At 41.6% G+C, this 15001-nt stretch carries 8 protein-coding genes; 1 reads left to right on the top strand and 7 read right to left on the bottom strand.

The genetic code is table 11. The features are described 5' to 3' along the window. Positions 1 to 102 precede the first annotated feature (102 nt). Positions 103 to 1134: a glycosyl hydrolase 53 family protein gene (locus Q0R88_RS05155; protein WP_295713195.1), complete on the top strand. Its 1032-nt coding sequence runs from the start codon at positions 103 to 105 to the stop codon at positions 1132 to 1134. 118 nt (positions 1135 to 1252) lie between these two features. Here the strand turns inward: Q0R88_RS05155 and Q0R88_RS05150 are convergent, their stop codons facing one another. The 7 genes from Q0R88_RS05150 to proB all read right to left on the bottom strand — a co-directional run bounded on the left by Q0R88_RS05150 (position 1253) and on the right by proB (position 14874). Further along, positions 1253 to 6850, bottom strand: a complete 5598-nt coding sequence (locus Q0R88_RS05150) for an MG2 domain-containing protein (RefSeq protein WP_295713192.1) — start codon at positions 6848 to 6850, stop codon at positions 1253 to 1255. A 217-nt stretch (positions 6851 to 7067) separates the two neighbouring features. Then, on the bottom strand, positions 7068 to 7472 hold the full coding sequence (locus Q0R88_RS05145) for a hypothetical protein (protein WP_295713190.1): 405 nt from the start codon (positions 7470 to 7472) through the stop codon (positions 7068 to 7070). A 16-nt stretch (positions 7473 to 7488) separates the two neighbouring features. After that, positions 7489 to 9882: a type I DNA topoisomerase gene (gene topA / locus Q0R88_RS05140; RefSeq protein ID WP_295713186.1), complete on the bottom strand. Its 2394-nt coding sequence runs from the start codon at positions 9880 to 9882 to the stop codon at positions 7489 to 7491. 208 nt (positions 9883 to 10090) lie between these two features. Then, positions 10091 to 11179 (bottom strand): tRNA 2-thiouridine(34) synthase MnmA, encoded by a 1089-nt coding sequence (gene mnmA / locus Q0R88_RS05135; protein WP_295713184.1) that lies wholly within the window; start codon positions 11177 to 11179, stop codon positions 10091 to 10093. Between the two features lie 1069 nt (positions 11180 to 12248). After that, complete coding sequence (locus Q0R88_RS05130) at positions 12249 to 12509, bottom strand: hypothetical protein (protein ID WP_295713182.1); 261 nt, start codon at positions 12507 to 12509, stop codon at positions 12249 to 12251. A gap of 34 nt (positions 12510 to 12543) precedes the next feature. Continuing rightward, the gene (locus Q0R88_RS05125) at positions 12544 to 13791 is read right to left on the bottom strand and encodes a glutamate-5-semialdehyde dehydrogenase (protein ID WP_295713180.1); all 1248 of its coding nucleotides are present in this window, start codon (positions 13789 to 13791) and stop codon (positions 12544 to 12546) included. A 3-nt stretch (positions 13792 to 13794) separates the two neighbouring features. Next, positions 13795 to 14874: a glutamate 5-kinase gene (gene proB, locus Q0R88_RS05120; protein ID WP_295713178.1), complete on the bottom strand. Its 1080-nt coding sequence runs from the start codon at positions 14872 to 14874 to the stop codon at positions 13795 to 13797. Positions 14875 to 15001 lie beyond the last annotated feature (127 nt).

Genomic DNA, 15001 nt, shown 5'->3' with positions numbered 1-15001 from the left:
GCTAATTATTTTACACATTTTGCATTATAATTTGTGCCAAAATCTAATTCGTGAAATTGGAACCAATTCGTGAGATTCGTGCCTATGAAATTCGTGGCTATTATGAAGAAAATTTCGTGTTCTTGCTTTCTGATCCTGTTTTGTCTGAGTTTTTCCTGCTCAAAAAGCAAGTCAAATATTCCTGTTGTTATAATTGAACCACCAGAAACCAAAGCAAAAGGAGCAGATATCAGCTGGGTAACCGAAATGGAAGCTAAAGGGGTAAAGTTTTACGATAAGAGCGGTAAGCAACAGGATCTTTTTTTGCTATTAAAAAGTTTAGGTTTTAACTCGATTAGACTGCGCGCCTGGGTTAACCCAACAGATGGCTATTGCAATACGGCCGACTTAGTGGCGAAGGCAATTCGTGCCAAAGCTCAGGGTTTTCAAATCATGATCGATTTTCATTACAGCGATTGGTGGGCCGATCCTGGTAAGCAAACCAAACCCGCCGCCTGGACCACCCTTGATTTTGCAACACTGACTGCCACTTTGCATGAATATACCAAAAGTGTAATGAACACGCTAAAAGACAATGGCATAACCCCGGTATGGGTACAGGTTGGCAACGAAACTAACGATGGTATGCTATGGGAAGACGGACGTGCATCTAAAAATATGGCCAATTTTGCCACGCTTATCAAAAGTGGTTACGCGGCTGTAAAAGAAGTTAGCCCAACAACTCAGGTAATTGTGCACCTCTCCAATGGTTATGATAATAATCTTTTCCGTTGGATGTTCGATGGGTTGAAAGCCAATGGCGCCAAATGGGATATCATAGGCATGTCGCTTTATCCATCAAAAACCAACTGGCAAACATTAAATGCGCAGTGCCTTACCAATATGAATGATATGGTTTCCCGGTATTCGACCCCTGTTATGGTGGTTGAGGTAGGGATGGAGGCCGATGCACCAACAGAGGGCAAGGCTTTCCTTGCCGATATCATCAGCAAAGTAAAATCAGTAAATAACAATGGCGGCAAAGGTGTTTTTTATTGGGAACCAGAGTCATATAATAACTGGCAGGGCTATGGTTTAGGCGCTTTTGATAATTCGGGTAAACCAACCGCTGCGCTTGATGCGTTTGCGAATTAATTCTTTACTGCTGTTTATTCAATCAATTGGGATGCTTACAAAGGGGCCAAAGATTTACGAAGTTTCTAAAACTTCGTAAATCTGGATTCCACAACTTGTCGTAGGATGAAATTTTCCTCTATTTCAGCACATCAACCCATTGCCCTTTAATTAAACTATTGATCGAATTATTATACATCGCCTCGCAATACACGGCCGGTAAATAGTACCTGCCGGCATAGGCCGCGTTGAGCATTACATAGTAGGTAACCTCACGGCCTTCGGGCAAACTGAAATAAGTGTTTACCCTATCGTCCCTGATATCACGATAATCTGAAGGCGATGATTTAAATGCCTCATCACTATTCAACATCCGGCTGTTCAATATTTCCCATCCCGATGGGAAGATCTGGCTCAGGGCCAAATTATCATATCGGCCTCGCCTGCCGGGATTTTTAATGTTAACCTGTGCTACAAAATCGGTTCCCTGTTTTAATGAGGATGGATCTATTGGTTTACCGCCAAGTGTAAAGTAACCTACACGCATCTGCAGCACCTGGGGATCAATAAACGTTTTAACATCAAGCCCCGATGATGGCTGTCCTTTTTGTATCAGCCTTACATACAGTCGGTTTGTACCCGTGTTCCTGATGTTTACTTTACCTCCATTTGTAGCTAAGGGACTTTGCCAAATGTATGATTGTGAATTAATATCAGACCTGGCAGCGTCCGACTGGAAATTAAATGTCAACTTACTTGCTGCCTTATTCTGCCCGCAATATTGGGCAATAGCTATCAGCGAATAAGCCGTTGTTTGGGTACTATACCAATCATCCTGTGAAAGCTTTGCCGCAACAGTTCTGAGCTGGCTGGCAGCCTTTGCCTGCTGGCCGAGCAGGGTAAGGGTCTCTAAAATCATAGCCTCGTCCCTAAGGTCGGAACCATAGGTGCCAAACATGGTATTATAAGGTTTTATTGTGGTTGGTAAACCCGCTATCATCCCGATGCCCATCTCTGGTTGCCCGGCCAGCTTATAGGCCGCAGCTAACCGCCATTTGGCTTCTATGCTGAGGTATCTAAACTCGCGTAGCCGGTTCATTGCGCCTAACTCCGGTGAACGGGCCAATGCCAACAAATACAGGCGGTAAGCCTGGTTCAGGTCATCGCCATAAAAACGCTTACTATCTGGTGCCCATGTTAAAGCTTTTTGCTTTTGATATTTTTTCCATTGCTCTATAAACCCTAAAGGCATGCTGTAACCCTTTGCCTGTGCTGCCAGCATAAAGTGGCCGGCATAATTTGTTCCCCATTCATCGGCATCGCCACCATCCGGCCAGTAGCTTAAACCGCCGCTTGCCACCTGGAAGCCGTTCAGCCGGGCAATCGTTGCTTTGATATTTCTTTCTGATTCTGCTTTTTGCCCTGGAGAAAGATCAAGTAACTGCCCCAAATATAATTGCGGGAATGCCGCGGAAGTAGTTTGCTCTACACAACCATGTGGGTAATCAATCAAGTAGTCCAACCGTTTATCTAAGTTTAGCGGTGGGATGGAGGCCACCTCCATGGTGTTTTTGTTGGTGCCGCTTATGCCTATTGCCTGGTAAGCTGTGCTCCATGCCTCACCCGGTTTAAGTTCTTTCTCTATAATGCGGGTTATTGGTGGGTTAGGGTTACGTACATTCAGTTCTACATCGTAAGCAGCTGTTTCTGATCCACTTTTGGCGATGATCTTTACTTTGCCTACACCAACAAAATCTTTAACCACGAGGTCAAAAGTAGCCAGCTGATCGCCGGTTTTAGTAAATGTGAGTGTTTGGGCGTTATTACCGGCAAGGTTGCTAAACGCTTTACTTTGTACAGATACGGTAACCGTTTTTATATTTTGTTCCATAGCGAAGACAGTAACAGGTAATTGCACTTTCTCTGATGGGCCAAGTACCCGTGGCAATGTGGCCAATATCATCAATGGCTTTTTAACTGCCACAACTTTTTCGGCCACCCCATAGCTGCCATTGTGCCCTGCTACAATCATAGCCTTTACAGAGCCTACGTATTGCGGCAGTTTAAAGGGCGTGGTTTGCTTTTCGCCTGCTCCAAGGTGAAACGGTCCCAGGAATTTAACAACAGGCTTAAATCGGTTTACAGATACATTCTTGTTGGTGCCGAGATTGCCGTCGCCACCGATGCTTAATATCCGTTCCAGGCCACTGCCCCAAGCTCCTATTACATAATCAAACAGATCCCAGGTTTTTACGCCCAAAGCTTCACGGGCATAGAAGGTATCATGCGGATCTGGGAGTTTGTAGTTGGTAATATCAAGCAAACCTTCATCTACAATGGCAATTGTATAGGTCATTTCTTTGCCCGAAGCTTCGGATACCGTTATGTCTGATTGTGTTTCAGGCCTGATCTTATCCGGCATACTGATTACCGGTTTCAGGATCGTTTCGGGATTATTCACCGTAAGCGGTATTGCGCCGTACATGCGGATAGGGAGGTCATTTATTGTTTGTGAATGCCTTTGCAATAAGGTTACGTTAACAAAAACATTAGGTGCCATTTCCGGGGCGACCGTAAAGCTATATTGAGTTTGCCCTTTTTTTGTATCTATCCAGGTTGTTTTTAAAACTTTGCTGCCATTTTCAAAACTGATTAAAGCACGCCCATCTGCAGCAGTAGGTATGGTTAAAGTAGCCTGTTCACCAACCTTATAGGCTGTTTTATCCGAAGTAAATGACAACATTGCAGCCTCGGTTGGGTTACTTTGCTGCAACCTTTCTGACCAGTTTGGCCAATCTACATAAATGATCTTGCCGGTTGAGTGGCCTGTTTGCTGGTCTTTTACTTTGATAAGATAACGTCCCCAATCAGCTTTAGGAATACGCAATGTCCATTTGCCACGCCCGTTTACCAGTTGAACGCTTTGGGTTTTGATAAGCTTGTTATACTTATCCTGGGTAAAATTACTCATCTCATTCCCGGTTTGATCCCACCACCAGCGCCATTGTACTTTGTACAATTCCAATTCTACGTCGCGGCTGCCGCTAAAACTATTACCATTTACATCAACATCGGCGATATCAATCTGATGATCTTTATCTGTAACCAACATACCCGAAAGTTCGCTTCCTGATGGTGTTTTTATGCCCACATAGCCTTTGTAAACATTATAAGGCATGGTAACCTGCTGTATGCTGAAATTACCGCCGGGCTCAAATACCTTTACTAAAAAATTAGCCCTTAATTGTCCTGGCGCCTGCTTTTCAACATTTACATTGGCATCAATATTAGCGTTACCATCGGCACTTAGTTTACCATCAAAAACGGTTTGAGTTTGGGTATTGAAAGCCAGGGTGGGATCATCAAAAACATAATCTTTATAGTTTTTAAAGCTGGTTGTCTGCGGTGTTAAAAAAGCATCTACTTTGGCTTTAAGGTTTTGGGCGGCACCGCCAAACAGCCATTGCGCACTTAATTTGCCATTTGCATTATTGCCTTTGGTGAGTTCATTTGCACCGCCAAATGTAAGGCTGAGCTTGAGTCGGTTTGGCATAATGGTTTCTACCTTGATCTTTTTCTCAAACGACGCACCACCGACTTTTACTTTAGCTGTCCAGTTGCCCGTGGGCGATGAAGTTTCGGTTGCGGTATGGAAACTATAAAAATTATCCAGTGATCTTGTTTGCGTAATGCGCCTGTATAGTTTTCCGTTGGGATCTGTCAGTTCAAACTCAACAGGATGATCTGCTGGCAGGGTTTTCAGCTTATCTTCCAGCATAAAAGTCATGAATATGCTATCGCCGGGACGCCAAACACCGCGTTCGCCATAAATAAAACCTTTCAACCCGCTTTGAATCTGCTCTCCGCTCACATTAAAACGGGAGAGGGGCAGCGAGTTGCCATCATCAAGCTTCAAATAACCCCGCTGCCTGCCTTTTTTTGCAACCAGTAAATAAGGTTTTCGTTTCAGATCAAAGCTGGCCAATCCGTCAGCGCCCGAAGTTGTTTTTAAGATCACCTGCTTTTGATAGTCGAGCATTTGTAATTCTACACCATCCATCGGTTTGGCGCTCATTATATCAGTAACAGCAATTAACATGTTGTTATCATTACCGCGCTTTGCAATTAGCCCAATATTTGAAGCAATTATATTGCGGGTAGCCCAACGTGTTTTAGTGTAGTAGGATGGGGTGCACGCATTATCCCTATCCCGCCAGCTGTAGCCGTCGGGATAAAAATTGTCATATCTCGACCAAAAATCATCATCCTCGTCACTTACCTTATTGGCATTATTACTGTAATCTTCTCCTCCTTCGTATTCTTCGTCACCGCTGCCTTTTTTAACTGTACCGCCTAAACTGCAGTTATACAGTGAATAATCCTGCCTGAAACCGATGATCACCCTGTAAATAGCCCCCGGTTCAGTTCGGATCATTTGGTCGAGATCCAACATAAAACGGTTCTTTTTATTCAGGTTTAGTCCTTTATCTGTATCCAGGCGAATGGTTTTTTGAATAATAGGTTTACCCACCTGCCGCAACTCCTGGCCACCGTTAAAATCGTTATTCTGAAAGTACTGGGGTACGTTGCTTTCGTATATTTTAATGATACTTACATCAACAGCTTTTAAATTCACCGCCTCAAATGGCATCATCAATTTACCGGAATCGGGCAGAATAACACCTTTACCCGGGATAGTCACGTTGGGGAGACGATTCTCGAAAAATACATTGGCGCTGTAAGTTTTGGTGATTTTTTTGTGTGAGATGTTTTCTACCCCTTCATTTACAAATACACCATAATCGCCCTGCAAGCGTTCGGGTGCATATACCTTAACTTTACTGCCGTCAATAGTATAAGCTGCGTCGTTTACATTAGTAATACCAATAAGGCCATTTAATTCCTGCCCAACCATGATAGCATCTGAAAATTGTACCAGTACATATTGGTCGTTATCCTGTACAGCCCGAATATTCAATACCTTAAAATCGCCGATTGCGGGTACATCAAAATGCTGATTGCCTTTTTTATCAACGTTTAGGGCATTACCATCCCAGTTAATGGTAACAGGCGTAACCGCACCCGACTGGCGTTTTAGCCCCGTTATCTTAAATGCGTGGTTTCTTGTAGTAGCATTATGAGTCCAGCTGATTTTAACAGGCCACAAATAATTCACTGTGATGATTTTTTCAACCAATGCGGGATCCTCTGTATCTGCAGTCTGAATATTGCCTTCCAGCTTCATTTCATCAATAGAAGTACTGGTAGCGGTTTGCAATCCGCTAAATGCTACATTAAAATCGGGCTTAACCACCTGGAAGCCAAACTTAAACCTGTTAAATTTAGAGGGTACATCAATAAGTTTACCCAATTTAAATTCGGCACTATAGCTTTTATCAGGATCGAGCTTTTTATCAGGACGAAATTCAATAGTGCGGGCATCAATCCAATAAGCCTTTCCTTTTACTGATGGAGAAAAATCAAAGAGGTCATTATCTGCCACTTCATTTTGCTGATGGGTTATCTGAACTGTGCTTGCAAGCCGGATTCTTACAGTGCTTTCCCTGGAGATAACACCGGTTGTATAAGATTCGATGTACCTGCTAAAGGCAGGGTCGACTATAGTTTTTTTGCGGCCATTTGCAATAAGATAGGCTATAATTAATAGTACTGCGAGCGCAGTACCAATTGTGATCAAGCTTTTACGCTTGCGGAACCTGGTGTACCCGTTATCCATGAAATAGGTTTATTTATTGCATGAATGTATAAAATTTATAGCAACAAATAATTAATTGAAAAATATATTTAATACAAATCCAGACGTAAGATAGATTGAGGACGTGCGATTCAGGAGTAAGGTATAGCCTGTCATTCCCGGACGGTTTTTACACACAAAAAGAGCCGGAAAATGAAATTTCCCGGCTCTTTTTGTAGTTTTATCTATTAATTTGTTGTTACAATATCATCACACCAGGTTTATTGAGCACAGGTAGTTTGATGAAATTCATTTCGACAATACTCTCGGGCAGAAAAATGAATTTTTTATCGAAAATATTGGTTCCGATATAATAACTCAGCCAATACTCATTATTCAGTCCGAAGGTTTGCTCATCAATAGGTTCAATAAGCTTATAGCCTTTGCTATCAACAACTGGGATCATGTGCCTTAAAGTAGAGGTTTTTATTTGCTCTCCATTTTTTTCCCCGTAACCTTTTGAAGTGATAAGTACATTCTCGATAGGCTCATTTTTTAAGTTGATGAGGTATACGTACCAGATTTTACTCTCCACGCTTTCACGCTCCAGGGCTACTGCAATGGCAATGTCTTTAACGCTGTTATCGGGGAGGTCTTTTATCATTTTTTATTTCAGATAATTACTTTTTCTTAGCTGCTACTTTTTTCTTGGCAGGAGCTTTTTTAGCAGCGGGTTTTGCAGCCGCAGCTTTACCAAACCTTCCTTTTTTTGCATCCTTAGGCATGGCATCTGCCAGGGCTTTGCATTCTTCGTAGGTTAAGGTCAATGGATCTTTATCCTTAGGAATCTTAACATTAAGTTTGCCAAACTCTATATACGGCCCCCAACGACCGTTTAGTATCTTTACGTCCTCATCTTCGTCAAAAGCCTTTATTAATTTTTCGGCGTCTTTTTTTCGCTTTGCATTAATCAGCTCTATCGCTTGCTCTTCTGTTACATCATGCGGATCAATTTCTTTTGGTAAAGATACAAACGCACTGTTGTGGCTAATGTACGGTCCGAAGCGACCGATAGCAACCTTCATTATTTTGCCTTCATATTCACCAACAACCTTAGGTAGTTTAAACAGTTCTAAAGCTTCCTCAATGCTAATGGTTTCTATACTTTGACCTGCTCTTAAACTGGCATAAAGTGGTTTTTCTTCTTTGTTCTCTTCAGTAGCACTTTCACCAACCTGTACAAACGGGCCGTAACGGCCAATACGTACAGATATTTTTTTACCGCTCTCGGGGTGAACACCTAATTCGCGCTCGCCGGTGGCTTTATCGGCGGTTTCAATTGTGCTTTGAACGCCTTTGTGAAAAGGATCATAAAACTTGCGGATCATATCTGTCCACTCTTTTAGTCCCTGTGCAATTTCATCAAATTGCTTTTCAACACTTGCAGTAAAATTAAAGTCGACTATTTCTTTAAAATATTGTACCAGGAAATCATTTACAACAGCGCCAATATCGGTAGGGAACAATTTGCCACGCTCGGCTCCGGTGTTCTCAGATTTTTGCTCTTTCGTGATCAGATCACCTTTTAATGTCATCACTCTGAAGTTGCGTAATTTGCCTTCGCGCTCTTCCTTTACAACATAACCACGGTTTTGTATGGTAGAGATAGTAGGGGCGTAGGTAGACGGGCGACCGATACCAAGCTCCTCCAGTTTCTTAACCAAACTTGCCTCAGTATATCGTGCCGGCGGACGGGAGAAACGTTCAGTAGCCGACATTTCCTGTAAGGCTAAGCGCTGCCCTATGGTTAAAGGCGGAAGCATTGCATTTTCTCCGTCTTGCTGTGACTCATCCTCATCATCCTGAGATTCGAGGTAAACCTTCAGGAATCCATCAAACTTCATTACCTCACCATTGGCCGTCAACTCATCTTTACGTGTTGATATACTGATTTTTGCAACAGTTTTCTCAAATTGCGCTTCACTCATTTGAGAAGCGATGGCACGTTTCCAGATCAGTTCATATAGGCGTTTTTCATTAGATTCGCCGGCAATGGTATGGTTATTAAAATAGGTGGGCCTTATAGCTTCGTGAGCCTCCTGGGCGCTTGCGTTCTTGGTTTTATATTTTCTTAGCTGATGGTATTTTTGGCCATAAGCTGATACTATTTCCTGTTGAGCTGCATCTAATGCGGTTTCGGATAAGTTTACCGAATCTGTACGCATATAGGTAATATAACCAGATTCATATAACCTTTGTGCAACCTGCATGGTACGTGCTACAGAATAGCCCAGTTTCCTGCTTGCTTCCTGTTGCAGGGTTGATGTAGTAAACGGCGCAGCCGGTGAACGTTTTGCTGGTTTGGTTTCCAGCGAGCGCACATCAAAATCAGCAGCTATACAATCCTGTAAAAAATTTTCAGCATCCTCCTGTTTAGAAAAACGCTCGGCAAGTTCTGCTTTAAAAGCTTCTTTACCCTTGCCAAATATGGCCACTATTTTAAAAGCAGCTTCTGATGTAAATTTATTTACCTCACGCTCGCGGTCAACAATTAACCTTACAGCTACCGATTGCACACGGCCTGCAGAAAGTGATGGCTTAACCTTTTTCCACAGAACAGGAGAGAGTTCGAAACCCACCAGCCTATCTAAAACACGGCGCGCCTGTTGGGCATTCACCAGGTTGTAGTCAATTTTACGCGGGGTGTCAATTGCTTTTAATATTGCAGGTTTGGTGATCTCATGAAAAACAATACGCTTGGTTGATTCATCTTTTAACCCTAAGGTTTCAAATAAATGCCATGATATGGCTTCTCCCTCGCGGTCCTCATCCGATGCAAGCCAAACCATCTCTGCTTCTTTAGCCAATTTCTTCAACTCGCTAACTACCTGTTTTTTATCAGCAGGTACCTCGTATTTTTGAGCGAAGTTATTACCTATATCTATCGCATCTTCAGACTTTACCAAATCGCGGATATGCCCGTAGCTCGACTTCACTACAAAGTCTTTACCAAGGTATCCCTCGATGGTTTTGGCTTTCGCCGGAGACTCAACTATTAGTAAATTTTTGGCCATTTAAGCAGTTATTTTTTGCAAATAAAACATAAAGAAAGCGAAACGCCAATTTGTTTTTGCTAAAAATGTTGGAAAGTTGGAATGTTTTAAGGTTGAAATGTTGCTTTGGCGAGCATATACTGTAATAAAATCGGAAGGTTAAACACCGGATGCCGCAATCGATAACGTTGCAGCACTCCAACCTTAAAACATTCCAACAAATAAAGGATTACATTAAAAAACCACCGCCCAATAAATCATTACCTTCATAAAAAACGGCAGACTGACCGGGAGCTATGCCAGAAACGTTATGGTGAAAATCAACCTTCATATGCTCGCCCATTTGCACAATGCTGCTTTGGGTACCGGCATCTTTATACCTGATTTTGGTGATGGCTTCAATAGGCTCGGTAATACTGGCATATTTAACCAGGTTAAGGTTTTTAACCCAGGCTTGTTTGCGTTCAAGCTCATCTGCAGTACCTAAAACAACTGTGTTTGTTTGAGGATCAATGCTGGTAACAAACATGGGGTGCCCTAAAGCAATGCCCAAACCTTTGCGCTGCCCTATGGTATAGAAGGGGTAGCCCTGGTGCTTGCCTACTACGGTGCCATTAGTGAGTACAAAGTTACCACCGGCAACACGTTCTTCCAGATCTTCAACTTTGTGCCTCAGGAACGATCTATAGTCGTTATCGGGTACAAAACATATCTCATAGCTTTCGCTTTTGCCCGCCAATTCTATTTGTCCCATATCCATAGCCATTTGCCTGATCTCGGGTTTAGAAAAACTACCCAACGGAAATTTTGTACGCGCCAGGTTTTTCTGAGATACTCCCCAAAGCACATATGACTGATCTTTGTTTTCGTCTTTACCTTTTGATATTACATAACGGCCGCTGTCCTGCAGGCGAATGTTGGCGTAATGACCTGTGGCAATAAATTCACAATCGAGCTTATCGGCACGTTTTAACAACGCCTCCCATTTTATATGGGTATTACATAATACGCATGGGTTAGGAGTACGGCCCGCCAAATATTCATCAACAAAGTTATCGATGACAAAATCACCAAACTCACTACGAATATCCAGTATATAATGCGGGAAGCCATAACCTACGGCCAGGGCACGTGCATCGTTGATACTATCCAAGCTGCAGCATCCGGTTTCTTTAGAGCTGCCACCCGATGAAGCATAGTCCCAGGTTTTCATAGTAAGGCCAATTACTTCATAGCCCTGTTCATGCAGCATTACTGCCGCTACGGAACTATCCACACCACCACTCATTGCCACCAGGATTCTGCCATGCTTACTCATAATGGGTGCAAAGATACGGTATTGTGATTTATATTGATAATGGCTTGGGTCAGGAGAGGGTAAGAATTTATTAAAGAGGTTTGTAAGCCTAAAGATTTGATGACGTGAACGGTTATTTCATCATTATCAAATTTGCAAACCGGTTATAAATGCAGTTAATTTATGGTTAATTATAACTATATATCAATGCTTTATGACGACAATATGAAGTTTTAATTGAAGTAAATTATAATATTAGCACATTGACTTTTTTGTTTATAAAAGTATAGCCTGTTGTACAACGGGCTATACTTTTATAAACTGGATGCGTTAAGAAATCTATACGAATTAGAATCTTTAATGCAAATGACTAACTTTTTTTATTTAGCCATTGCTTAATGCGAGAGTTGATAAGTATGCCCGCCACCATAAAGGCGACTAACAGGTATACGGTCAGAATGTGGTTTGGCATTTTTAATTGGTTTATAATATTCACTAATGTAACAGCGGTGATACAATAATTCCAAATGTTTTGGAAAATATATATCTGACGTGTTTGGAATAAAAGTCAAATCCTGGTATATTTTTTATTCATAGGGCGATAATATTTTCTTATTCAGGGAAAGTAAAATTTCAATTAAAAAAAGCTTTTTAATCAATGAATAAGAAAAACGCGTTTAATGGATTTTTTATAGCTTAAAATACTTGTTTTAACGTGGTGTTACGGTAACACTATTTCAATGTTAAAACATATTTTTTGCTAATTTTTTAATGAATAAATGTAGGACTGACTATTCTAAAACTTTTATTACTATTTATTAAAATAAACGTAAAAATGATGTTGCCTATTGTAACATTGAGATTACAATATAAATTTGCTTTACCCTAATTAATTTAATAGAATGATAAGCCAGTTAACATTAGAACAGAAATTGCAAGGAGTGATCTTGATGATTATTTGCTTTATTGCTGTAGCGAATTACTTAATTAAGTAACTAAGCTCATCAGGAAACAAATAAGGTGCTTTTTTGGAAGCACCTTTTTTTATGCAATAAACTTTCGGTTGGGGCTTTGACGGGTACAGAATATATTAGTTTTCTGCTGTTTTTATAATGTTGATAATTGCAAACCCTTTTTTTGTTCTAACACAAAAACATGATACATTTCGTACTCCGGTAATCGGTACGTCTTTATCATCATCTGAAAATCCAACTTCGATTAGCTTCTTTTTGTCTGATTTTGAAAAGCCCTTTATTTGGTTTGTATCTAAATTCTCTATCCACAGATCCATTGCCTGGTTAGTATCTCCCCCTTCTACTTGTGAAATATAGATACCACCTAAATAACTCATTATAAATGTATATAAGCAACGCATTGTTTTAGTATTAAGAATTTCTTATTTGCCCATCGCCTTTAACAATCCATTTATAGCTGGTAAGCTCTTCCAGGCCCATAGGGCCGCGTGCATGAAGCTTTTGCGTGCTGATGCCGATTTCGGCACCCAAGCCAAACTGAGCTCCGTCTGTGAACGCGGTAGATACATTGGCGTAAACTGCAGCGGCATCAACATCATTTAAAAAGGTTGCGATGTTTTCAGCATCCTCAGATATTATAGCCTCGCTATGTTTGGAGCTGTTTATTGCAATGTATTCTAATGCTTGCTTAAAATTATCAACCGTTTTAACCGCCATCTTCATCGATAGAAATTCGGTGCCAAAATGTTCTGGCCTGGCTTTATGAAGCAGCGTTTCCGGATAATCTTTTCTTAACGCCTCGTAAGCGCGTTCATCGGCAAAAAGCTCAACTTCCTTCTCTTTAAGGATGTGGCTTAACTGCGGTAAATCATTTAATCTATCCGCATGAATAATTAAGCAATCTAATGCATTACATACGCTAACCCGGCGTGTTTTAGCATTGGCAATGATCTCTGCACCTTTAACCAGGTCGCCAGACTCATCAAAATAGGTGTGCACAATGCCCGCACCTGTTTCAATAACTGGTACTTTACTATTATCCCTCACAAAATTTATCAGCGACTGGCTGCCGCGGGGTATCAACACATCCACAAAACCAATAGCGTTTAATAATGCGGCGGTTGCTTCACGCTCTGCCGGCAGCAAGGTAACTACGTTAGGATCTATATGGTGTTTAGCAAGTACTTTATGAATAACGGTAACTATTGCCCTGTTTGAATGGTCGGCATCACTGCCGCCCTTTAAAATACTGATGTTGCCGGTTTTAGAGCACAGCGCGAACACATCGAATGTAACATTAGGCCTTGCTTCATAAATTACGCCTACCACACCCAGCGGTACCCGAATTTTAGTAATGGACAAACCATTGGGCATGTGTGTTTCAGAAAGCTGCTTTCCTAAAGGACTATCCAGGTTGGCCACATTGATCATATCACCGGCAATAGCCTCAATACGGGCTGCTGTAAGTTTTAACCTGTCGTATTTTGGATCTTCCGGATCCATCAGATCAAGGTCTTTTTGATTTTCGGCTAATATCAGATGAGTTTGAGCGATGGCTTCAGCAGCCACATCATGTAAAACCTGGTTGATGAGGGCAGGAGCAAGGGTAGCTTTCCTGCCTGCTATTAGCGCGTTTTCGAAATATTGATTATAATTCATGTGTTAACCCTGTAAATAAAGATAATCATAATGCACCAAAGGCTTCTGATTTTTTTGGCCGATTTGCTCGCGTGTTTTGTCCGCGCCGTACTCTGCAATGCCAAGACCAATCAATTTATGGTTTTCATCAACCAGTTTAATAATATCACCTTTTTTAAAGTCGGTTATTACATCAGTAATTCCGATAGGCAACAAGCTGGTGGCCTTATTTGATAAAAGGGCCTTTTTAGCACCTTCATTTACCAGTACCACACCTGTGGCCGATTTTTCTGAATGGGCAATCCATTTCTTTTTTCCGGAGGCCGTTTTGTTGGGAATAAAGCGCGTATGAATCACTTTGTTCTCCAGCACATCGGTAAGAATATTGTCCCTTTTACCGTTGGCTATGTGCACAGCTATACCCAACTGAGCCGTTTTTTGCGACATGGTTGACTTGGTAATCATCCCCCCACGACCAAATTGCGATTTACCGGAAGAAACAAATTCGGCAAAGTTAACCACAGAACCTTCAACCTCCTCAATCACTGCAGATCCGGGCGCTTTTGGATCGCCATTATAAATGCCATCCACATTGGTTAAAACAATTAGCGCCTGTGCGTTCAACATGGAAGCAATTAGTCCGGCCAGTTCATCATTATCGGTAAACATCAGCTCAGTTACTGATACCACATCATTTTCGTTAACAACGGGAATCACCTGGTGTTGCAACAACAGATCGAGGCAGTTTTTCATGTTAAGGTAATGCATCCTGTCCCTAAAATCCTCCTTGGTAACCAATACTTGTGAACAAAGGATTCCAAAACGCTCAAAAAGCTGAGAATAAGTATTGATGAGCTTTACCTGGCCTATAGAAGCTAAAAGCTGCCTTGCGGCAATAGCATCATATTTTTCGGAGATGGTGATCAGGCTTCTGCCTGATGCAACGGCTCCAGATGAAACCAGGATCACTTCTTTACCTTGTTTTTTTATCGCGGCTATCTGACCAACCAAATGCTCTATGCGTTTCAGGTCTGGCAGGCCATTTTCCTGGGTAAAAACATTGGAGCCGATTTTTATAATGATGCGTTGGTAATTAAAAGACATTGCAGTACTACAGGTTGAACCGCCAATATTACAAAATTGAGGTGAAACAGGGCCGGATTATTTTAAAATATATCCACTAAAATGGTAGATTTAATAGAATTGATAATCAAATTCGGTGTTAAATGAC

It is taken from the genome of Mucilaginibacter sp., from assembly GCF_025362475.1.
Taxonomy (GTDB): Bacteria; Bacteroidota; Bacteroidia; order Sphingobacteriales; family Sphingobacteriaceae; genus Mucilaginibacter.
Note: the sequence above shows the minus strand (reverse complement) of the source record. Positions and strands in the feature narration are given on the sequence as shown.

What these genes read in the sequence shown, in the direction of transcription:
- Q0R88_RS05155 (WP_295713195.1), top strand. Translation starts at nt 103, where the DNA reads ATGAAGAAAATTTCGTGTTCTTGCTTTCTGATCCTGTTTTGTCTGAGT.
- Q0R88_RS05150 (WP_295713192.1), bottom strand. Translation starts at nt 6,850, where the DNA reads ATGGATAACGGGTACACCAGGTTCCGCAAGCGTAAAAGCTTGATCACA.
- Q0R88_RS05145 (WP_295713190.1), bottom strand. Translation starts at nt 7,472, where the DNA reads ATGATAAAAGACCTCCCCGATAACAGCGTTAAAGACATTGCCATTGCA.
- topA (WP_295713186.1), bottom strand. Translation starts at nt 9,882, where the DNA reads ATGGCCAAAAATTTACTAATAGTTGAGTCTCCGGCGAAAGCCAAAACC.
- mnmA (WP_295713184.1), bottom strand. Translation starts at nt 11,179, where the DNA reads ATGAGTAAGCATGGCAGAATCCTGGTGGCAATGAGTGGTGGTGTGGAT.
- Q0R88_RS05130 (WP_295713182.1), bottom strand. Translation starts at nt 12,509, where the DNA reads ATGAGTTATTTAGGTGGTATCTATATTTCACAAGTAGAAGGGGGAGAT.
- Q0R88_RS05125 (WP_295713180.1), bottom strand. Translation starts at nt 13,791, where the DNA reads ATGAATTATAATCAATATTTCGAAAACGCGCTAATAGCAGGCAGGAAA.
- proB (WP_295713178.1), bottom strand. Translation starts at nt 14,874, where the DNA reads ATGTCTTTTAATTACCAACGCATCATTATAAAAATCGGCTCCAATGTT.